General features: G+C 68.9%; 12 protein-coding genes, 1 pseudogene and 1 riboswitch. Of the genes and pseudogenes, 11 read left to right on the top strand and 2 right to left on the bottom strand.

Annotation, left to right across the window (positions count from 1 at the left end):
• Window positions 1-125: 125 nt before the first annotated feature.
• The gene (locus OG395_RS14030; RefSeq protein ID WP_327243225.1) at window positions 126-2,798 is read right to left on the bottom strand and encodes a glycoside hydrolase family 31 protein; all 2,673 of its coding nucleotides are present in this window, start codon (window positions 2,796-2,798) and stop codon (window positions 126-128) included.
• A gap of 327 nt (window positions 2,799-3,125) precedes the next feature.
• Here OG395_RS14030 and OG395_RS14025 point away from each other — a divergent pair, with 327 nt between their 5' ends.
• The 3 genes from OG395_RS14025 (at window position 3,126) to OG395_RS14015 (ending at window position 6,387) form a co-directional block, all read left to right on the top strand.
• On the top strand, window positions 3,126-4,430 hold the full coding sequence (locus OG395_RS14025) for a cytochrome P450 (RefSeq protein ID WP_327243224.1): 1,305 nt from the start codon (window positions 3,126-3,128) through the stop codon (window positions 4,428-4,430).
• Window positions 4,427-5,680: a cytochrome P450 family protein gene (locus OG395_RS14020; RefSeq protein WP_327243223.1), complete on the top strand. Its 1,254-nt coding sequence runs from the start codon at window positions 4,427-4,429 to the stop codon at window positions 5,678-5,680. Before OG395_RS14025 ends, OG395_RS14020 begins: the two co-directional genes overlap by 4 nt.
• A 137-nt stretch (window positions 5,681-5,817) precedes the next feature.
• A riboswitch (SAM riboswitch) is annotated at window positions 5,818-5,927 on the top strand.
• A gap of 52 nt (window positions 5,928-5,979) precedes the next feature.
• The gene (locus OG395_RS14015; protein ID WP_327243222.1) at window positions 5,980-6,387 is read left to right on the top strand and encodes a hypothetical protein; all 408 of its coding nucleotides are present in this window, start codon (window positions 5,980-5,982) and stop codon (window positions 6,385-6,387) included.
• Between the two features lie 129 nt (window positions 6,388-6,516).
• Here OG395_RS14015 and OG395_RS14010 read toward each other — a convergent pair whose 3' ends face one another.
• The gene (locus OG395_RS14010; protein ID WP_327243221.1) at window positions 6,517-7,617 is read right to left on the bottom strand and encodes a helix-turn-helix transcriptional regulator; all 1,101 of its coding nucleotides are present in this window, start codon (window positions 7,615-7,617) and stop codon (window positions 6,517-6,519) included.
• Between the two features lie 282 nt (window positions 7,618-7,899).
• Between OG395_RS14010 and OG395_RS14005 the strand changes: the two genes are divergently transcribed.
• The 8 genes and pseudogenes from OG395_RS14005 (at window position 7,900) to fxsT (ending at window position 21,753) form a co-directional block, all read left to right on the top strand.
• Window positions 7,900-8,166, top strand: a complete 267-nt coding sequence (locus tag OG395_RS14005; protein WP_327243220.1) for a hypothetical protein — start codon at window positions 7,900-7,902, stop codon at window positions 8,164-8,166.
• A gap of 441 nt (window positions 8,167-8,607) precedes the next feature.
• Window positions 8,608-10,962 carry a M4 family metallopeptidase gene (locus OG395_RS14000; RefSeq protein WP_327243219.1) on the top strand — a complete coding sequence of 785 codons (2,355 nt, stop codon included), beginning with the start codon at window positions 8,608-8,610 and terminating at the stop codon, window positions 10,960-10,962.
• A gap of 469 nt (window positions 10,963-11,431) precedes the next feature.
• Window positions 11,432-11,605, top strand: a pseudogene (locus OG395_RS13995) (pectinesterase family protein); the annotation flags it as partial.
• A 163-nt stretch (window positions 11,606-11,768) separates the two neighbouring features.
• Window positions 11,769-13,418 carry a transposase gene (locus OG395_RS13990; protein ID WP_327243218.1) on the top strand — a complete coding sequence of 550 codons (1,650 nt, stop codon included), beginning with the start codon at window positions 11,769-11,771 and terminating at the stop codon, window positions 13,416-13,418.
• Window positions 13,419-13,695: 277 nt separating this feature from the next.
• Window positions 13,696-14,703, top strand: a complete 1,008-nt coding sequence (locus OG395_RS13985) for a LacI family DNA-binding transcriptional regulator (RefSeq protein WP_327243217.1) — start codon at window positions 13,696-13,698, stop codon at window positions 14,701-14,703.
• A 182-nt stretch (window positions 14,704-14,885) separates the two neighbouring features.
• The gene (locus OG395_RS13980) at window positions 14,886-16,376 is read left to right on the top strand and encodes a VMAP-C domain-containing protein (protein ID WP_327243216.1); all 1,491 of its coding nucleotides are present in this window, start codon (window positions 14,886-14,888) and stop codon (window positions 16,374-16,376) included.
• The gene (locus OG395_RS13975) at window positions 16,373-17,422 is read left to right on the top strand and encodes an AAA family ATPase (RefSeq protein ID WP_327243215.1); all 1,050 of its coding nucleotides are present in this window, start codon (window positions 16,373-16,375) and stop codon (window positions 17,420-17,422) included. The genes OG395_RS13980 and OG395_RS13975 overlap by 4 nt, the downstream gene beginning before the upstream one ends.
• Window positions 17,422-21,753: an FxSxx-COOH system tetratricopeptide repeat protein gene (gene fxsT / locus OG395_RS13970; protein ID WP_327243214.1), complete on the top strand. Its 4,332-nt coding sequence runs from the start codon at window positions 17,422-17,424 to the stop codon at window positions 21,751-21,753. Before OG395_RS13975 ends, fxsT begins: the two co-directional genes overlap by 1 nt.
• Window positions 21,754-21,764: the final 11 nt, after the last annotated feature.

Raw genomic sequence — 21,764 nt, 5'->3', positions numbered from 1 at the left:
GAACTCAGCTTTGGCGAAATGCCGGCGGAGACGCAGCTGGTCCCCCTACGGCGCCGTTGCCCGCAAACCGTAGGGCGGGCACAGGTCAGGGGCTGTCGGCAGACAGCCCCTGACCACGTGCTTGTCTACTTACGCAGCTCGACCGTGAAGCCGTGGTCCGTGGAGATGGACCGCGTCTTGATCTCCGTGATCCCGGTCGCGGGGTCCGTGTACCAACCGGACTCGGCCGAGGCGAACGCCGTCGCGGAGTTCAGTCGCTGGAGGCGGTCGCCGTTCATGACCACCTGCGACGGTGCGTCCTCGCCGTGCACGGTGAATCGGTACGCCCGGGTGGCCGGCTTCCCCTCGTAACGTCCCACGCTCGCACCGACCTCGACGGTGGTGCTCGCCCTTCCGCCGGTGGGTGCCTGCACGCGTACGTGTTGCGTGGCCGAGGCGCCCTCGGTGAACTTCCGGGTCACGCCGTCGTCCTCGTACAACGTGTACGTGCTCGTGCCCTGCGGGTACAGGTCGTAGTCCAGCTCGCTCCGGTCCCGGGTCTGCCAGGACGTCGTGCCCTTCGGCCACATCGGCACGATGGAGCCGCCCTTGACGAACAGGGGCAGGGTGTCGAGGGGGGCGTGGTAGCCGTTGACCGTGGTCGGTCCCTCGTACGTCTTCCCCGTCCAGTAGTCGGTCCAGGTGCCCTTGGGCAGATAGATGCCGTTACGGGTGTCGGAGTCCTCGTAGACCGGAGCGACCAGGAAGTCGGAGCCCGCCAGGTACTCGTACTTGGCGTTCGCGCCCAGGGTCTCGGGGTCGTCCGGGTACTCCAGCCACAGCGGACGGACCGAGCCCACGCCGGTCTTCGCGGCCTCGGCGGACAGGGTGTAGAGGTACGGCAGCAGCCGTTCCCGCAGCTGCAGGTACTTGCGGTTGATGGAGGTGTACGGTTCGCCGTCCACCCACGGCTGCTGGTTGATCTTCTTCTTGGTCGTCAGGTCCGTCGCCCAGCCGTCCATCGTCATCAGGGCCGGGAGGAAGGACTTGGCCTGGAGGTCGCGGGCGTACATCTTGGCGTCGTGGCGGTAGATGCTGCCGACGTCACCGGTGTTGTAGGCGATGCCGGACATGGTAGCGCCGGCGTACGTCGGGATCTGCCAGCGGACGAAGTCCCACGACAGGGACTGGTCGCCACTCCACAGGACACCGCAGCGCTGCGCGCCCGCCCAGGAGACGGGCAGCCAGACGAACCCGCGGGCGTCGCTGTTCTCCTCGATTCCGGACTTGGCCTTGTCGCAGGCGTCCAGCGCCATGCCGTATCCCTGGCCGACCCAGGCGACGTCGAGCTTCGCTACCCGCTGGCCCGCCTTCACCTGGTCGGCGAGCTTGTCCAGGCCGTTCTGGGTCCACAGGCCCAGCTGGGCGTTGTGGTCCTGGAGGCCTTTGGCGGTCTCCGACAGGTTCTCGTAACCGCAGCCGTAGCCGTCGTTGACGAGCATCCAGCCCAGTGGCATCTGGTTCTGCGTGTAGCTGTCGGCGACCTTCAGTGCGTCCAGGGTGTGGCGCTCGCCCTGGTTGGCGTTGTGCAGGTAGCAGTCGGCGTCACCGGGTTCGAGGCCGTAGACCGGCGGCATGAACGGCTTGCCGACCAGGGCGGTGTACTTGCCGATCACCTCCTTCGCGTCCCCGATGAAGTAGTACGCGTCGAGGCGCCGTTCCTGCTGACCGGTCTGGACCGGGGAGCCGAAGTGGTAGACGCCGGGCGCGAAGGTGTTGCGGTAGACGCCGTAGCCGGCACTGGAGAGGTAGAAGGGCTGGGAGTTGTTGTAACCGCCCTCGTTCCAGTTGGTGTTGTTGGCGACGTAGACCGTCTTGTCGCGGTGCGAGAAGCTGCCGTTCTGCTCGCCGCCGCCGAAGAACTGCTCGTCGGCGCCGCGCTCCAGGCTCTGCCGCATTCCCCCGGTGGACCAGCGCAGCGGCTTGTCCTCCTGCCAGATACGGGTCCGGTTGTCGGCCTTGTAGAGGCCGAAGCGCAGCGGCTTCTTGTAGACGCGGAGCACGGCGTCGGGGGAGCGGATCCCGTAGTAATCGCCCTTGTCGAAGGTGCTGGTGTGCTTCTGCAGAGTGGGTTGCTTGCGGATGATCGCTGAGCCGGCCGGGTCGGTGAACTCGCCGGAGGGCGTGGCCTGGAGGCGTAGTTGACCGCCGATCAGAAAGTCGGCCCTCGCCTTGAGTTCTCCGGCCTCGATGGAATAGCTGCCGTTGCTCCCGCCGAAGGAGGTGAGGTTTCCCGAGTCGGTCGTCTCCGGCAGATACGCCTTGCCGGTGAAGGAGTTGTCGGTGACGTCGTACGGCACGACGATCACGTGGTACGTCCCCTCGGCCCGGGGGATCACCGTGGCCTCGGGGTCGGCCGTGCCCGCGCTGGAGGCGACCTGCTTGCCGGCGGAGTCGTAGATGTACATGTCGAAGTCCTCGGCGGGCTTCTGCCACTCTATGGAGATCGGCACCCCACCCTCCGGGTTGTCGTCCCAGTAGCCCTCGGGTGTCGACACGGTGAGGTCGAAGCGGTCGCAGACCTTGTTGTCCGGGTCGTCGGCGGCGGGCGGACACTCCTTGGGGCCGCCGACCGTCCCCTTGGGGTAGACGGGGCTCTGCCAGGTGACGCTCTTGTGGATTTCGTCGAGCACGGCGCTCGCGGGGGTCGCCGCGTGGGCGGACTCGGCCGGGGCGCCGAGCAGGGCGGCGGCCAGGGCGGCGACGAGACCCGTCGTGGCCAGGGCGGTCCAGCGGGACCGGTGTTGAAGTCTTCGCACGGGATGCATCCCTTTCGAACCAAGCACTGGATGTTTGCAAATGCTTGAACATGCGTGAAATCGCGCAACTTCTCGCGCGAGGATTCACCCTCACGCGGGCGCATGTCAACGGTCCGGGGGTGGGACGGTCGGCTGCGGTGAAGAAGCGGTACGCAGGGGAGTGCGCGCCTCTTGTGATCAAATAGGCCCCGCCGTCCGCTTTTTGTGATCACCAAAGTGTCGAGAACGGTCGCGATTGGCGCCTAAAGCTGCACTCAACCTCCCTATAGTGGTGCCGCGTTGATCGTGGGTCCGCAACGCGAAGCCGCCGCCACAGGAGTCAGTTCGATGACGCGCCTCTCGTCTGCCGTGCCCGCACCCGACCCCGGGACGCCCACCACCGGCGGCTGTCCTGTACGGCACGGATCGGCCGCCGTGCCACTCAGCGGTCCCGAATTCCATACCGAGCCCCAGGCCCTCTACCGCACCATGCGACGTGACCACGGGCCTGTCGTACGCGTCGAGCTGCCCGGCGGTTTCCCCGCCTGGCTGGTCATCGGATACCGGGAACTCCACCAGGTCACCAGCGACGGCGAGTTGTTCCCCCGCGACGTCGGACTCTGGAACCAGTGGGAGCACATTCCCGAGGACTGGCCACTCCTCCCGATGGTCGGTCGTCCCATGCCGTCGATCTACTTCACCGCGGGCGCCGAGCACCGCCGTCACGCCGACATGGTGGGGCCCGCCCTGGAGGGTGCGGACCCGTTCGAAATCCGGCGTCACTGCGAGGAGTTGGCCGACCGGCTCGTCGACTCCGTCTGCACGCGGGGCACGGCCGATCTGGTGGCCGAGTTCGCCGAGCCACTGCCCGTCCTGGTCCTCGCCAGGCTCGTCGGTTTCCCGGACGCGGAGGGAGCGGACATCGCGCAGGTGCTGAAGGATCTCGCCGACGGCGGTCCCGAGGCGCAGAGTGCACACATGCGGTTCGGGGAGCACATGCAGCGGCTGGTCGCGGCCAAGCGTGCCGTGCCCGGAGACGACGTGACCTCCAGGATGCTGGCGTACCACGAGCCGTTCACCGACGAGGAATACGTCCTCGACCTGATGGCCATCACCGCCGCCGGACATCTGACCACGGCCGACTGGATCAGCAACTCCCTGCGGCTGATGCTCACCGACGACCAGTTCGCCGACTCCCTGGCCGGCGGCCTGCACAGCGTGGCCGAAGCGATGAACGAGGTTCTCTGGGAGGAGAGCCCGACCCAGATCCTCGCCGGCCGCTGGGCCGCCCGCGACACCCGGCTCGCCGGCCGGGACATCCGCGCCGGGGACATGCTGCTCCTCGGCCTCGGGGCGGCCAACTCCGACCCGCACGTACGGCAGCACATCACCGCCGACGGAATGTCCGGCCAGAGCGGCAACAGCGCCCACCTGGCTTTCAGTTACGGCGAGTACCGCTGCCCGTTCCCCGCGCAGGAGATCGCCGAGACCATCGCCCGGACCGGCATCGAAGTGCTCCTCGACCGGTTGCCCGACCTCGCCCTCGCGGTACCCGCGAAGTCGCTCGTCCGGCGGCAGTCCGCCTTCCTGCGGGGGATGACCTCGCTGCCCGTCCGGTTCACGCCCGTACGCATGACAGGAGACTTCTCTTGAACTGTCCTCACGCCGCCGCCCACGAGGCCACCCCAGGGGGCGGGACCGTGGTCATCGACCCCATGGTCCAGGACCTGGACGGGGAGACGGCGCGCCTGCGCGACGCCGGGCCGCTCGCCAGGATCGAGCTGCTCGGAGTCCCTGCCTGGACCGTCACCCGGCATGCCGAGGCACGTCAACTACTCGTCGACCCAAGGCTGGTGAAGGACCTCGACGCCTGGGGGCTCTGGCAGAGCGGTGCCGTGACGCATGACTGGCCGCTGATCGGCATGATCGATGCGGGGCGGTCCATGTTCACCGTGGACGGCGAGGCACACCGGCGGCTGCGCACCAAGACCTCCCAGGCGATCACACCACGCCGGCTGGAGGCCATCCGCCCGGACATCGAGAAGTTCACCGAGGAGCTGCTGGACGCCCTGGCCGAGCAGGGCAAGGACGGCGTCGTCGACCTCAAGTCCGTGTTCGCCCAGCCGCTGCCCATGCGGGTGGTCGGCATGTTGATGGGTGTGGACGAAGCCGAACACCCCATGCTGACGAAGAGGTACAAGGCCTTCTTCTCCATGCTCACCCCGCACGAGGAGCGGCTTGCCCTGCTCGCCGAGCTGGACGTCTTCTACGCGGCGCTCGTCCGCAAGAAGACAGCGGAGCCGACGGACGACCTCACCAGTGCGCTCATCCTGGCCGACGAGGGCGGAGAACCGCTCACCGAGGAGGAAGTGGTCGGCAACCTCAAGGCCATGGTGGCGGCAGGCCACGAGACCACCATCGGGCTGATCCTCAACGCCGTACGGGCCCTGCTCGCCCACCCCGAGCAGCTGCATATGGTGCTCGACGGCGAGATTCCGTGGGACACGGTGATCGAGGAGACGCTGCGCTGGGACACCCCCACCACCCACCTGCTGATGCGGTTCGCCACCGAGGACATCCAGGTCGGCGACCAGGTGATCGCCAAGGGGGAGGGCGTCGTCATCTCCTACCGGGTCATCGGCCGCGACGTCGAACAGCACGGCCCGGACGCCGACGCCTTCGACATCACCCGGCCCACACCGATCCGCCACATGACCTTCGGTCACGGCCCGCACATCTGCCCCGGCGCGGCACTCTCCCGGGTCGAGGCGGGGATCGCCCTGCCCGCACTGTTCAGCCGCTTCCCCGGGCTGAGGCTCGCCGTGCCGGACGAGGAGCTCCGCAAGCTGCCGGTGATGACACAGAACGACATGGAGTCCTTCCCCGTGCTGCTGAACGGCTGAACGGGGGATAGTGCGGGCCGCCCGCCGTCGTCCCGCCTCTCGGGGGGACGGGGGGCGGCCCACACAGAACTCGGCAGTGGTGAGCGATATCTGACCATGCGTCGACCATGGCGGTCAGTGGGTTAGGGTTTCTCGTAGGTCATGAGTTCCAGTGCGCAGCCCCGGCTGGCTGGACGGCACCCCGCTCCGCTGCGGGTGCTCCGGGTGACGACCTGCCCCGTGCACGACGTACGGGGAACAGCGGACCACCGGGGTGTGAGCGTCCGGGGTCCACGATCCCGGGAAGGCGATTCCTCACCATGCTCCCCGATCTCTTCCGTACCGATGGATGCTCCCGGTACAGCCCCGGTCATCATCTGCACTGGATCCACGCCAAGAAGTGCAGCCAGGAGCCGGGCCAGGCCGTGGAACTCCTGCTGACCTCGGACGATGTCCGTGACGACGGGTGGGTCGGGCTGCGCCCCGCGTTCGACTACGCCGAGGAGCTGCCCGATGTGTGGATGCACGCTCCGCACGTGCTCCGGGAGCTGCTCACCGAGCACCGCGGACGGGTGTTCTGGCTGCCGCGCTGGCACGCCCTGCGGATCGAGCACCAGGGCGACGCGGCGGTGGGGCTGGTGAACGTCGGCTTCGAGAGCGGGGCGCTGTGCGCCACCGATGCGCCCGGTTCGCGGCAGGCTCGTGGGGGCGTCGCGTACGGCTTGTAGCCGCGCGCCTTGTACGGCGGGTGGCCCGACCGTCCGCCGGTTGGGCCACGGGGCGGGTGCGTGCGTGTGTGATGCATTGACGGGAGAAGTGTTCGATTCGGCGCTGAACACGCCGGGACCTCAGGCCGGTCACCCGGCCGTTCGTTCGGCGGGGGTCGCCAGCACGCCCGAGGCGTCCCCGAGCCAGCCTCGTTCGCGTGCCAGCAGCGCGATCTGGAAGCGGGTCCGCGCGCCGAGGAGTTCGGCGGTCTCGCTGATGTGCTTCTGGATCGTTCGTCGGCTCAGCCCCAGGACCCGGGCGATCGCGTCGTCCGTCAGACCTGCGCACATCAGGGAGAGGATGTCGCGCATCCGTCCCGGAGGCTGGCCGTCCGGTTCTGCCGCAGTGATCGCCGGCCGACCGGGGACGTTGTCCAGCGACACCGGGGTCGCCCGTTCCCAGACGCTTTCGAAGAGCGCGGTGAGCACGTCGAGAAGCGTGGCCGAGTGCACGATGAGTGAACCCGCGGACGGATCCTCCTGCCGCAGCGGCATGATGCCGACCGTCGCATCGAACACCACCAGTTTCATCGGGAGCCCGGCCAGCAGCCGCAGTTCCCCGCCCCGGGCTGTGCCGCTCAGGGCGGTGCGCAGCGAAACGGTGTCCGTCATCCCGTCGGTGTCGTACACCGACCGGAGCCGTACTCCGTCGGGCACCGGCACCTCGAGGGTCGGCCGCGCGTCCGAAACAGTTGCGGGGTCAGTCGGCACCGAGGTGCGGTCAAGCACCGCGGACCGGGTGACGTACGGAGGTTTGGCGAGGTGGAGCACCTCGTGCCGACTGGACGCGAGCAGCTGCGCGTAACGCACCCCCACCTGCTCGGCGCTCTCCACCACCTCGAACAGGTCGGAAGTGACCCGACGGTGCGACGCCGAGCGGTATGCCTCGTGCAACCGCTCCATGTACAGCTCCGCCCGCGCCAGTTCCTGCCGCCTCTGGGCCAGCAGCGAACCGAGGGTGGAGCGGGGCGGGCCCGCGCTCCAGCGCGTGGGCCGGTCACCGACGCGGATGACCAGGTGTTCGTTCTCCAGTGCCTGTAGGGCGCGTTCGGCGGCTGCCGGGGTGGCCCCGAGCGCTTCGGCGACCGCCTCGCTGCTCAGCTCCGGCCGCGTGACCAGGCATTCGAGTACCCGGCCGGCCAAGACGCCCAGACCGGTCCCGGCCCACGGCACATCCGATGACACCGCCACAGCTGTCCCCCTTTTCGGTGTGCCGAGGCCGATCGTACGCGGCGGTGTCGGCCGGAGGGATCACGCGCTCGTTACATCCCCGTACGGCCTGGGCGCACCCGTTCCGTCCTGGCTGTTCCTGTTCTCATCTGCGCAGTTGCGCGAACCCGCCGTCCGGACCTCCTTGCCCGACGGATCGCGCGCCGGACAGGGTGATCACAAGCCGCCGACGCGACGGTGCGTCGAAGCCCTGTTCGGTCACTCGGGACCCAGTCGAGACATGTCGGCACGTGGGAGACATTCATGCCACAGCTCAACCCCGCACCGATGCGCGGGAGGCGGACCTCCGGGCTCGTCGCCGTGTTCGGCGCCGCCGGCCTGCTTGCGGCGGTGACACCGGCCCGGGCGGCCGCACCCGACGCGACGCCCGTCGCCGAGGTGGTGCCCGGCACGATCACCGGGACACATGCCGACGCCAACGCCGGTCTTCCGGTCCTCCGTACGCCTCCGCGGGCACCGGCCGAAAGGTCGTCCGGATCGACGGCACGACCAGCGACACCGATCTGGTGACACGGTCCCGCCCCGCCGGGAACTGCGGCTGAGCCGCACCACCTACGGCGACCGCCGGACCCCCGCCGGTGGCCGCCCCCGACTTCGATCGTCCGACCTTTCGTCGGAACAAGTGAGTTGGTGCCGCAGCGCCCCAAAGGTCCATGTCTTCGCCGCATGGCCAAGCGCTCGCACACCGCCTTGTCCGACAACAGGAAGGCCGACAGCGCCGACGATGTCCTGGGGCAGCGCGAGCCGCTTCAGCCGATAGCCGGCCGCGGCCCCATCTTTCGCTGCCCTCGCAGAGGGCGGTGGCAAATTCCGTCCCGATCACTGCCGGTGCGAGCGCGACGACCCACACCCGCGTCGCATCGCACACCGTCACGTCGGAGGCACTTCCAGCCTCTGGTTCCCCACCCCCGCCGGCCGTCACCACACGTCCGGACAGAAGGAGATACAGCAATGCCGAACAACCTCCGTAACAACAGGGCCACATCGCCTCAGGAACCCCATTCCTCCCCTCGTGGAACCTCCACATACGGGCGCGTCGCGGCAACTGCGGCCGTCGCTGTGGCCGCGCTCATCGTTTCGGCCCTCCCCGCCTCGGGCACCGTCTCCGCCCCGGTCGGTACGGATCAAGCACCACGGCAGATATCGGCGGAGCCCCGACCCGGTGCCAGGGCCGTCGCGCTGTCCCCCACGCAGCGCAGGAAGCTGCTCGAGGCCGCGACCGACGCTCGTGCCATCACGGCCCGTTCACTGAAGCTGGGCGATCGGGAGGAGCTGATACCCAAGGATGTCGTCAAGGACGCCGACGGCACCGTGCACACCCGCTACGAGCGCACCTACGCCGGCCTGCCCGTCATCGGCGGCGACCTGGTGGTCCACGAGCAGGGCGCGGCTCGTACCGTCACCAAGGCCTCGGACGCCAAGGTGTCGGTGCCGACGACCGAGGCCGCCGTCACGGCCGCGACGGCGAGGAAGTCCGCCCTGGCCGCCGCGAAGAACGAGAAGACCCGGGACGCGACCCCGAACGGTTCATCGAAGCTGGTCGTCTGGCTCGGGGACGAGAAGCCCACGCTCGCCTGGCAGTCCGTCGTCAGCGGCGTCCAGGAGGACGGCACCCCGAGCAGTCTGAGCGTGGTGACCGACGCCACGACCGGCAAGCAGCTCCAGAGTGTCGAGCAGATCCGCACCGGCACCGGCCACAGCCAGTACAGCGGCCAGGTGGAGATCGGCACCGTGCACAACGGCAGCCTCTACGAGCTGACCGGCCCCGAGCGCGGCGGCCACAAGACGTACGACCTGACCGGCGTCAGCGGCAACGGCGCTCTCGTCACCGACGACAACGATGTCTGGGGCGACGGAACGACGGCCGACCGCCAGACCGCGGCCGTGGACGCCGCCTACGGCCAGCGGCAGACCTGGGACTTCTACCACGACCGGTTCGGCCGCAACGGCATCGCCGACAACGGTGTCGGGGCCGCCTCCCGGGTCCACTACAGTGACGCATACGCCAACGCCTTCTGGAACGACGGCTGTTTCTGCATGACCTACGGCGACGGCCTGAACAACGCCAAGCCGCTCACCGAACTCGACATCGCCGCCCACGAGATGACTCACGGCGTCACCTACGCCACCGCGAATCTGACCTACTCCGGTGAGTCCGGCGGCCTGAACGAGGCCACCAGCGACATCATGGGCACCTCCGTGGAGTTCTTCGCCGACAACCCCTCCGACGTGCCCGACTACATGATCGGCGAGCTCGCCGACGTCCGCGGCACCGGCAAGCCGCTGCGCTACATGGACCAGCCTTCCAAGGACGCCTCCGTCAAGGGCACCTCGCAGGACTACTGGACGCCCGAATCGAGGAAGCTCGACCCGCACCTCAGCTCCGGCGTGGCCAACCACTTCTTCTACCTGCTCGCCGAGGGCAGCGGGAAGAAGACCATCAACGGCATCGCCTACGACAGCCCCACGTACGACGGCCTGCCGGTCGTCGGTCTCGGCCGGCGCGACGCGACCGCCGTCTGGTACCGGGCGCTGACGCTCTACATGACGAGCACCACCGACTACGCGGGCGCCCGGACCGCCACCCTCCAGGCCGCCGCCGACCTGTTCGGCCAAACCAGCGACGCCTACGAGGCCGTCGGCAACGCCTGGGCGGCCGTCAACGTCGGCGCCCGCTATGTGAACCACATCGCCGTGATCGCCCCCTCCACGCGGAAGTCGGCCGTCGGCCAACCGACCAGCCGCCGGATCGAGGCGACGAGCTCCCGGCCGGGCCGCCTCACGTACTCCGCGGAAGGGCTGCCCCAGGGCCTTTCCATCAACGCCGAAACGGGCCTGATCACCGGCACTCCGAGGAAGGCCGGCGACTTCGCGGCGGCCGTCACCATCAAGAACTCTCCGACGGTCAAGCGCACGGTGCGATTCGTGTGGACCGTCCTTGCCTCCGGCGGTGACTTCTTCGTCAACCCCGCCCGGTTCGACATCCCCAACTGGAAGTCCATCGAGTCAGCGCTCATCGTCAGCGGCCGCAAGGGCAACGCCCCCAGTGACCTCAAGGTCACGATCGACCTCTACCACCCGTGGGTCGGCGGTCAGGTGATCAGCCTGGTCAGCGAGAACGGCACGGAGATCCCGGTCAAGAACTGGTACTGGGACACCGGCGAGGGCGAGCTGCACACCACCTACACGGTCGACGCGTCGGCGGTCCCCGCCAACGGCACCTGGAAGCTCCGGGTCCAGGACGACACCCCCGGCATCTTCACCGTCGACCCCGGCTACCTCGACAGCTGGAGCCTCACCTTCTGACCGTTCTTCTCCGCCGCACCGCCCACACCCGCCGCGCCCGGTCAGCCGGGCGCGGCGGTACGTATTTCCCCCTGCCGGCGGCCGGTCGGCGAGGCTGGGGTGATGGGCTTCCCGAGCGCTTTTCGGGGCGACGGGTCCGGGGACCACTGGTCCGTCATGCCATGCGGAACCCGGACCGAACCGGCGGTCATGACGCGGCAGCCGATGTTCCCGGTCAGGTACGGGGAGATGGGGGAGAGGTCCTCGGGGTCGCGTGGCTCTCCTTCTGGAACCGGCGTACTCACCCCAGGACGGCCGGCGCCCTCCATGTGCCGCTCTGGGCGACCGGTCCGCGCGCGGAGCTCACTCCGCGCGACAGGCGATTCGACCGGCGCCGGGCACGACGTGAATCAGCACCCGCGCAGACTTCCGGAAGCACGGCAACCATGTCGCAGCCCGGCGGCAACTACTGCCTGAGCGCCACCCCCCACCCGGACGGGACGGTTCAGGCCATGACAGGAAGGACGACCGCTTCGCCGGGAACCGGAACACCGGACCGGGTGCCGGATCCGCGAGCAGCGACCGGCCGCAGCTCACGGACGACCAGGCCACGGGGCAGGAGATCGCCGACTGGCTGGGCAGCTGGACGCCGTCGGCCTCCTGAAAGGGGTTGTGAGCTGCTGTCGGTTTGCTGAGCTGAAGTGAGTTGTGGTGAGCGGGAGTGAGTCCTGTCGGTGGGTTTGCGGGGGGTGGGAACGGGGGTTCTGGGGTCGAATGGGTGACCTTGGTGGCTGTTGCTCGTTGGGCTGGGTGGCAGGTGTTCGGCCTTGCGGGAGGGGGGTGATGTGGTGGGTGGTGTGCGGGAGTTGGCGGCGTCCTTCGTGGTGTCCGGGCCTGCGGGGGTGGCGATCCGGGACCGCCTCAAGCACCTCACCCCCCAGGACGAGAAAGTCCTGCGCGCGGTCGGTGAGCACCAGGGTGCGCTCGCTTCCCGTGATCTCAAGACTCGCTGCGCGGACGGTCTGGATCACAGCACCGATGCGTGGGCGGCGCGTAAGCGGGAGCTGACGAAGGAGTCGTCGTCCAGGATCGCCGGGGCCATCACGAGGGCCACCCACGATCAGTGGGGACTCGCCCGGCGTTGCCAGGCCGCGCACGTCCGTGTCCTCGACGCGGGTATCAAGATGGTTCGGCATCGGCTGTCCCTCCCGATCGGGGAGAAGGGCACCAAGCGCGCGGCGGGCGGTTACCGGTCGAAGGGCGAGTGGTTCCGCAAGTCCCGTCGCCTCGCGATGCTGGAAGACCGGCACGCCGCTGCCGTCCGTGACTGGCAGGCCGGACGGGTGCGGGTGGTGCGGGGCGGTAAACGGCTCCTCAACACCCGCCACCACCTCACCCAGGCCCAGCTCACCGAGGACCGGTGGCGGCAACGGTGGGAGGCGGAGCGCTGGTTTCTTGCCGCTGACGGTGAGTCGGGGAAGCGGTTCGGGAACGAGACGATCCGTGTCACCCCGGACGGCGAGGTGTCGATCAAACTGCCTGGCCCGCTCGCGCACCTGGCCAACGCCCGGCACGGCCGGTACACCCTCACCGCCACCGTGGCGTTCGCGCACCGGGGCGCGGAGTGGGCCGACCGTATCGAAGCGAACCGGGCCGTCGCCTACCGCATCCACCTCGACGTGGGCCGTGGCCGCTGGTACCTCACCGCTTCCTGGCAACGCCCCGTCGTGAAGACGGTCCCGCTCGCCGCCGCCCGCACCCAGGGTGTGATCGGCGTCGACACCAACGCCGACCACTTCGCCGCCTACCGCCTGGACCGGCACGGCAATCCGGTCGGTGACCCGCACCGCTTCCCCTACGACCTGTCCGGTTCGGCCGCTCACCGCGACGCCCAGATCCGCCACGCCCTGACCGGGTTGATCAACTGGGCGGTGCGTGCCGGGGTCGCCGCGATCGGCATCGAAGACCTCGACTTCACCACCGAGAAGACCCGCGAGAAACACGGCCGCAAGAAGCGGTTCCGGCAGCTGATCTCCGGCATCCCGACCGCCAAGCTCAAGGCCCGGCTGGTGTCGATGGCCGCCGAACAGGGGCTCGCGATCGTTGCGGTCGACCCGGCCTACACCTCCATGTGGGGTGCCCAGCACTGGCAGGAACCGCTGGCCACCTCCCACCGCACGATGTCCCGTCACGATGCCGCCGGTATCGCGATCGGACGACGTGCCCTCGGGTACCCGATCCGGCGACGGACGGCACCGCCCCCGCACGACCGGAGTGATCGTGCGGGGCATCGGACCGTCCAGGCCGGACCAGGTGGCCGGGGGCGTGAGGGAACCCGCCCACCCACAACGGATCACGCCCCTGGAGGCGTGCCGCCGAGCGGGAAGCGAACGCGGGAACCCAGTGCATCCAACACCGTTCGGGATGCGCGCAGTACGCAGCGGTGGGTCCAGGACTCACTTATGCGCACTGGTTAGGAACGGTGTCCGCGCTGCGCCGACCCGTGTGCTCGCGGGCGCGGGCGGCCTATCGTGGGGGTTGGCGCCCCGCCCCGGCGCCCGTCCGGTATTGCCGTGTCGAAGCGCTTCGACACCACCTCTGGACACGCTCTGCGAGCGGAGCTACTCTCACACTGCTGTGCATGTCACAGCCAGAAATGGGTGCAGTCGAAGCGCTTCGCCCTCTGCTCTTGATCCGCTGTCGATCCCTTGTCCGTGCCCCTCGATCCACTGTCGTCCTGTGATGGAGAGCTGAATGGTCACCCTTGCCGAGGTCGCCCAGCACGCCGGAGTGTCCGCGAGCACGGTGAGCTATGTCCTCAGTGGGAAGCGGTCCATCTCCATGTCCACCCGGGAGCGGGTGGAGCGAAGTATTCAGGAGCTCGGGTACCACCCCAACGCCGGGGCCCGCGCCCTCGCGAGCAGCCGGTCCAACATCATCGCGCTCATGGTGCCGCTGCGCACCGACATGTATGTGCCCGTGATGATGGAGATCGCCATCGCCGTCGCCACCACCGCCCGCACCCACGGATACGACGTCCTGCTCCTCACCGGGGAGGAAGGTCCGACGGCGGTGCGGCGGATCGCGGGCAGCTCGCTCGCCGACGCCATGATCCTGATGGACGTGGAACTGCAGGACGAGCGGCTGCCGCTGCTGCGCGAGACCGACCGGGCCGCCGTGCTGATCGGTCTGCCCGCCGACACCGACGGACTGACCTGTGTGGACCTCGACTTCGAGGCGACAGGAGCGCTCTGCGTGGAGCACCTCGCCGGGCTCGGACACCGTGAGATCGCTGTGATCGGCGAGGCGGCGGCGGTGTACGAGCGGCACACCGGGTTCGCCGAGCGGACGGTGGACGGCGTGCGGGCGAAGGCGCAGGAGGCAGGGGTGCGGGTGCTGCACCGGTCCTGCGAGGGCGGGTACGCGGCGATGGCCCAGACCCTGGCCCGGATCTTCGACGAACGGCCCGGCACCAGCGGGTTCATCGTGCAGAACGAGGCGGCCGTCGAGCCTCTGCTCAATCTGTTGCGGCAGCAGGGACGGGCGGTGCCCGAGGACGTGTCGGTGGTCGCGATCTGCCCGGAGCAGGTGGCCTCCCAGGCCTCGGTGCGTCTCACCTCGGTCGCCATACCGGCGCAGGAGATGGGGCGGCGCGCCGTCGAGCAGGTCGTGGCGAAGCTCGGCGGGCGCGGAACGGACGAAGTCGAGCTTCTGGCACCGGAGTTGACGGTGCGGGCGAGCACCGGGCCGGCTCCGGATTGATCGGTGCGGTGTGTTTGACCCGTTCGGGTGGCCGGTTCGCCGGTGTTGCGCGGTACGCAGCGGGGCTGTAGCGAAAATGGAGGTCAACGGGCCCGGAAATGAATCTGGTTGCTGGAGATTCGACGTGATAACTTCGCGATCGGTTGTGGAGGGAGTACCGGCTCGGCGGGGGATGGTCGGTGGTGGCATACGTGCCGCAGAGGCCGGGCGAGGCCGATGCTTATCTGATCGGGGCGCTGGTCAACGAATTATGTGCGCTGGACTGCGTGCGCGATCCTGATCAGTGCGTTCAATTCGTGTCATTCGTCGGGATGCAGCTCGGCGCGGAGGTCACCTACCTGCGGAAGAATCCGCGGGTCGACATGCTCTCTCTCGTCATGGACGTGCTGAAGCGCGATGGAGGTCTCGATGCGCTCATCTTCGGCGTGAGCGTCGTCGCCGGTCCCGAGGACTCGGCCCGGTTGGCCCGGCTGACGGGAAGCGGATGGTCGGGTGGGCCCGTGCCGGAACTGCCACCGGAATTCGACGACGCCGCGGTGCAGGAGATTCGGCGGCTGCTTGCCGAGGTGCGGGGCAGCGACGACGGCCGTCTGCACGCGGTCCTCAACCACGAGCTGGGTGTCGACGTTCCCTACGGGCAGTCCCCCTCCCAGCGCTTCGACTATCTGTGCGAGGTCAACACCCAGGCCGACGGATTACCCCCGGCCCTCGTCCTCGTCGAGATCCTCGCGGTCGAGCAGCAACCGGCACTCCGCGAGAAGCTCAGGGAGTGGTCGGACCGGTGGGCCCGGGAGGCCGGCCCGGAGGCCGTGAGGGGTCTGGACGACCGCAGGCGCGCGATCGCGGCTCTGCCGAGGACCGACCCCGAAGTGCCACGTTGTCTCGTCGTGATGGTGGAGCCCGCCGATGACGGTTCGGCCGATATCTACGTACGGCATTGGGTCAATGCGGCGCCGGGCTACTGGGAGCCGGTCGCCGGAGACGTGGAACGCGCGACCACCGACACCCTGGCGACAGCGGTAGAGCGTGCCATCAGCCGCGGTGAGGCGCGCTGGGAGGATGTGGCGGAGACCGAGAACGACGCGCCCGTGCAGGTCGAGTTCGTACTACCGTTCCAGTTCCTCAATCACGACATGGCCCGGCTCGAACTGGGTACACGGACTCGTGACCCGCTGCCGATCGGTCTTCGCTACCATATTCACCTGCGGAGCCTCGAGCGCATGAGAACCCGTGACCCCGGGCAGCTGAGGCGGTGGCGGGCCCGTTGGCGTCGGCTCAAAAAGACCGGTGTAGCCGAGGCGTACCGCTGGCACGGCGAGGAGAGCGGGCAACTCGACCGCTGGCGTGCGACGCTGGCATCGGAGCCACGTCTGACCGCGGTCATACTCGATGTTCCCGCACTGCCCGGCCGCGGTCTGGAAGCACTCATCGCCGCAATCACCGAGGGAGTGGGCCTTGCAGCCTGGGACCGCAGACCGGACAGCCCCGACCTGGCGGGCGAGGTGCTGACCTTGCTGCTCGCCCACACCCCTTCGCAACTACCGGCGAAAGTAAGTCAGTTACGTAAAGAAGCCGAGGGAATGGGTCGCGGCTCCTTGTTCGTGGGAAGACATCTTGCGTTTTTCTGGGACGACCCCAACCGCTTGGTCGACTGTGAGGAGTTGACGGCATGACCGAGCAGGACTCGGCATCGCGGCCTGTCACGCCCCCCTCCTGGAGGGTGTTCCACGCAACGGGACAGGCCCCCGCAGGGGAGCTGCCGGGGCTTCCGTCGCCGCCGCCCTGGAGAGTGTTCTCCGGAAGTCCTCTGCAGCAGGCTCCGCCCGACGACGCACAGTCCGCGCTGCGCCGCCTCGGTATCGTGCAGGAGGGCCCCCAATTACGCGGCGAGGAGATCGACGCGGTCAACGCCGCGCTCCTGCTGCGCCGCCCGTTGCTGGTCACCGGCCCACCCGGGGTCGGCAAGTCGACCCTCGCCTATCTGGTCGCGCGGGAACTGGGGCTCGGCCGAGTGCTGCCCTGGAGCATCGTGAGCCGCACGACTCTGCGCGGTGGTCTGTACGAGTACGACGCCATCGGGCGGGCGCAGGCCATCGCGGCCTGGCGTGCCGGAGGGAACGCAGGGGCGGACGCCCCGGGCAGTGCCCCAGCTCTCGGGGACTTCCTGACCCTCGGCCCGCTGGGAACAGCTCTCCTCGCGTACGCACGTCCCCGCGTCCTGCTCGTCGACGAGCTCGACAAGAGCGATATCGACCTGCCCAACGACCTGCTCCATGTGCTGGAGAACGGCAGTTACGAGATCCCGGAACTGGTGCGGGCCGGTGCGGCGGACGTATCCGTCTTCACCGACGACCCCCACAGCCGGGCCGTCATCGAGTCCGGCCGGGTCGAGTGCGCGGAGTTCCCCGTCGTCGTGATCACGAGCAACGGTGAACGCGAATTCCCGGCCGCCTTCCGTCGACGCTGTCTGCCCCTGGAGATGCGCCCGCCCAGCCGCGAGCAGCTCGTCTCCATCGTCGTCAGCCATCTGCACCAACGGCCCGAAGGGATAGAGGCACTCGTGGACGACTTCGTACGGCGCCTGGACGGCGGCGGCACGCAGTCGGTCGATCAGCTGCTGAACGCCGTGCAACTCACCACGGCTCACGGACTCCGGGCCGACAGCGACGGGCGTAAACTCATCGAGATGCTTCTCCGCGACCTCTCGAAAGGCCGCTGATGAACGGCTCGCCACGGGAACGCGCCCCGGACTCGACGGCCACGTCGAGTGGCACCGTCACCCATGACACGGACGGCGACGCGAGCTGGCGGGACCTCGGCGACGGTCTCTGGCTGGCGGCGGCATGGCGTCGGGCGGGCCGGTCCTCCCACGGGGAGACGGACAGCACCCCGGCGCTCTTATCCGACGACGAGCCGACCCTCCCCGATGTCGCGGCTCCTCCTTCGGAACAGGGGTCGCCGGAAGCCGTGCCCGCCGGGGGCATGACAGGCGTGGACGCCCGAGATCTCGTGCTGCGCACGATCGAGGAGGCCCGGGGCAGTCTGCCGGAGGCCGTGCTCCCGAGGGCGGTGCGTCCTGCACGGCGCGTGGTGCCGCTGCGCCTGGCCAAGGCCCTGCGCGAGCTCGGCCGGCGCGTCCCTTCGCGCCACCTGAACCGTCTCGACGAGGCACGCACCGCCGAGAACGGCCTGATCGACGGATTGTGGATCCCCTACCTCGAACCGGTCCAGGAGCGCGCCTTCGATCTGATGCTGCTCGTGGACAGCGCGCCCACCATGCCCGTATGGGGCAGCACCGTGAGCCAGCTGGCCGATGAGGCGGTGCGCAGCGGCGCGTTCCGGGACGTCCGTACGGCCGATGTCTCGCTGCCCGGCGGAGCGGCGCCGGTCCTGCGCTGGCCGGGCAACCGGCAGGCCGACCCCGCGGAGCTGCTCGACGGCCGCGGGTCACGGCTCTTCCTCGTCGTCACCGACGGGCTGGCGCCCAGCTGGGCGGAGCGCGGGGCCGACGAACTGCTGGGAAGGCTCTCGGCGGCCGGCCCCACGGCACTCGTCCATCTGCTGCCTCCGTATCTGCGCCACCGATCCTCGGTCTACCCCTTCCGGGCCCGGCTGGACGCAGCGGGATTCGGCGCCCTCAACCGGCACTTCCTGTGCCATCCCGCGCACGGCGTACCCGAGCATGCCCACGCCCTGCCCGATGCGGGTGACGGATCCGTCGCCGTACCCGTCCTCAGCCTCCGCCCTGGTTCGTTCCGGGCCTGGGCCGATCTCGTCACCGGCGAACGCGGCACACGACGAGCGCTGCCGGTGGTCCTGGCCGGAGCCATGGCCAAGGGCGTGTCCGCACCCGGTCTGCGGACCCCCAGGATCGACGGCCCCCGCGCGGCGGCGGACGCGGTACGGAGATTCGTCGCGTTGGCCAGTCCGCTCGCCCGCCAGCTGGCCGTGCTGCTGGCCGTGGCGCCGATGCGCTTCGACATCATCGAGGAGCTGCGCGACCGGGCCTTTCCCGAGTCCGGCCCCCACCATCTGGCCGAGATCATGATGGGCGGCCTCATCGACTGGCAACGGGACGGCGAAGGTGGGCCCGACTTCGCCGACGGCGTACGCGAAGCGCTGCTGGCAACGAGCAGCCGCACCCAACTCGCCCGAGCCGTAGGCCTGCTGGCGGAGTCGCGGGCCGGCCGGGCGCAGGGCATCCGGCTCCGGGCGGCCCTGCAGGACCCGGCGCAGGCGGCGCTGCCGGACCGCGAGGGCGGTCCGGCGTGGCTGCGCATCGAACTGGCCGTCCTGCGGGCACTGGGGGGTACCCCCTACCGGCGCCGGGCAGCGCGTCTGAACGGCCAGCTGCTGCACGGCGGCGCGGTCTCGGCAGCGGAGGCGACCAGAGATGATAAAGAGGCATTTGATGTGAATGAGAATGCCCCCGCTCTCCGGTCGCATCCGGCCGTTCCACCAGGAGGATCTGTGTCGCCCACGACACCCGTAACAGTTGACCAGGATGCCCGGAGGGCCGGCCAGAACATGGAAGTCACAGCACCGGAGCTACGATTCGTCCGCACCGGCCAGCCGAAGATCATGGGTAATGTGCCGCCGAAGAACCCCAACTTCACCGGTCGGGAAAGTCTTCTGGCGGCAGTCGAACGGCAGTTGCGGGAAGACGAGACCACGGCTGTCCTCCCGCACGCGCTGCACGGCATGGGCGGTGTCGGGAAGTCGCAGATCGCCGTGGAGTACGTCTACCGCCACAGCGGCGAGTTCAACGTCATCTGGTGGATCCCGGCGGAGCAGGAGAATCTGATCCTCGGTGCTCTCGCCGATCTGGCCCGCAGCCTGGGCCTGGAGGTGGGCCCGCAGGCCAACGCCGCGGTGCCGGCCGTGCGCGAGGCGCTCCGCACCGGTAAACCGTTCGACAACTGGCTGCTGGTCTTCGACAACGCCGAAGACATCGAGGCGGTACGGTCCTACTTCCCCAACGGCGGCCCCGGCAAGATTATTGTCACCTCGCGCAACCGCGAGTGGGAACGCGTCGCCACGCCGCTGAGCGTCGACGTCTTCGACCGGGACGAGAGCGTCGCCCTGCTGCAACGCCGTGCCCGCGGCCTGAGCACCGGTGACGCGGACCGGCTCGCCGACGCGCTGGGCGACCTGCCGCTCGCGGTCGAGCAGGCAGGCGCCTGGCACGCCGCGACCGGTATGCCTGTGGACGAGTACCTCGGCCTGCTGGAGGAGCGCCGACCCGAGATCCTCGAGCTCGACCCGTCCCCCGACTACCCGCTGCCGGTCGCAGCGGTCTGGGACATCTCGCTGGGACGTCTCTCGCAGGACAACCCAGCGGCACGCCAACTCCTGGAAATTTGCGCGTGCATGGCGCCGGAACCCATCCCGCTCAACCTTTTCAGGGGCGGGCGCAACATTGAGATCACCCCCGAGCTGGACCCCGTCCTGCGCGACCCGCTGCTGCTCGCCCGCGCCACGCGTGACCTCAGCAAACTGTCCCTGGTGAGACTGGACCACAAGACGGCCACCCTGCAGATGCACCGGCTGATGCAGAACGTCATCGTGGCCAGGATGGATCCCGAGGAGCAGGCCAGGATGACGCGGGCGGCCCACCTGCTGCTCACGACGGCCAAGCCCGGCGCCCCCGCCTCACCGGACCAATGGCCCGCCTACCAGGCGATCCTGCCGCATGTGATCGCCTCCGGAGCGGTGGAGAGCTCCGACGCCTGGGTCCGTGACCTCGTCTACGACATGGTGTTCTTCCTCTACTACTGGGGTGCGCACGAGTCGGGTGCGGCACAGGCCCGACTGGCCTGGTCCGCGTGGCGCGCCCAGTCCGGGGACGAGGACCTGCACGTCATCAGGGTCACCAAGCTCCTCGGCTTTTATCTGCGACTGCTCGGGCGTCCCGACGAGGCGGTCGTGCACAACGAGCGCGCCCTGGCGATCTCGCGTGGTGCGCAGATCCCGGACGAGGAACTCATCGACTCCATGTGGCAGATGGCGGGTGCGCTGCGATACAAGGGTGAAATCCAGGCAGCCTGCGATCTGGACAAGGAAGCCTTCACCCGGGCGAGTGACCTGTTCGGACCCGAGGACCCTGCCACCCTGAGCGCGGCGCACGACTACTGCGTGTCGCTCCGGGTGGGCGGTTGGTTCGATACCGCGAGGGGAATCGACGAAGAGACGGCGCGCCAGCGCGAGCTTCTGTACGGACCGGCGAGCGGACTCACCCTCAACACGCTGGGCGGGCTGGCCATCGATATCCGCGAGGCGGGCGACTACCTCGGCGCGCATGCACTGCAGGAGTCCAACTACCAGGCCTATGTGAACCACTTCGGCGAGACCAACGCGTCCACCATTCGTGCGGCTCTCAATCTTGCCGTGTGCCGTCGGAGGGCGGGTGTGACCGAGGGCGGCGCCGCGCTGGCAGAGCAGACGCTGGACCGGTTCACCACACGCTACGGTCTGAACAACACCGATGCTCTCGGCGCGGCGACTCATGCCATGGTCGAACGACGGCTGAACGGCGACCTCGTGGGATCCCGAGAACTGGGTGAGCGGACGCTGTCCGCGTATCGCACGATGCTTGGTGACCACCACCCGAATACCCAGTTCGCCAGGGTGAATCTGGCCGCCACGCTTCGGGCCCAGGGAGACATCGACAAGGCCGAAGCCCTGGACGTCCAGGCGTTGCAGTTCCTGGAGAGCAATCTGGGCGAAAACCATGTCAGTACGCTCACCGCGTCCATGAGCCGGGCCAACAATCACTATGCCCGGCTGGACTTCGCGAAGGCCAGGGCCGCCGACGCCGCCATCCTTCCAAGGCTCATCGACACCGCGGGAGCCGATCACCCGCTCACCCTGGTCGGCACGGCCAATCTCGCACTGGCTCAGCGCGGCCTGGGAGAGTCGGCAGAGGCCGAACGACTCAACTCGACTGCAGTCGAAGGGCTTTCACGCGTACTCGGGGAAAGCCACCCCTGGCACACATCGGCCAGGCTGCACCAGCGCATCGAATGCGATATCGCACCGCTGCCGATCTGATCTGTAGGAGC

This window comes from Streptomyces sp. NBC_01320 (genome assembly GCF_035974375.1).
GTDB lineage: Bacteria > Actinomycetota > Actinomycetes > Streptomycetales > Streptomycetaceae > Streptomyces > Streptomyces yanii.
Note: the sequence above shows the minus strand (reverse complement) of the source record. Positions and strands in the feature narration are given on the sequence as shown.

Coding starts and splice junctions, on each gene's coding strand:
- OG395_RS14025 (WP_327243224.1), top strand. CDS start 3,126: ATGACGCGCCTCTCGTCTGCCGTGCCCGCACCCGACCCCGGGACGCCC.
- OG395_RS14015 (WP_327243222.1), top strand. CDS start 5,980: ATGCTCCCCGATCTCTTCCGTACCGATGGATGCTCCCGGTACAGCCCC.
- OG395_RS14005 (WP_327243220.1), top strand. CDS start 7,900: ATGCCACAGCTCAACCCCGCACCGATGCGCGGGAGGCGGACCTCCGGG.
- OG395_RS14000 (WP_327243219.1), top strand. CDS start 8,608: ATGCCGAACAACCTCCGTAACAACAGGGCCACATCGCCTCAGGAACCC.
- OG395_RS13985 (WP_327243217.1), top strand. CDS start 13,696: ATGGTCACCCTTGCCGAGGTCGCCCAGCACGCCGGAGTGTCCGCGAGC.
- OG395_RS13975 (WP_327243215.1), top strand. CDS start 16,373: ATGACCGAGCAGGACTCGGCATCGCGGCCTGTCACGCCCCCCTCCTGG.
- fxsT (WP_327243214.1), top strand. CDS start 17,422: ATGAACGGCTCGCCACGGGAACGCGCCCCGGACTCGACGGCCACGTCG.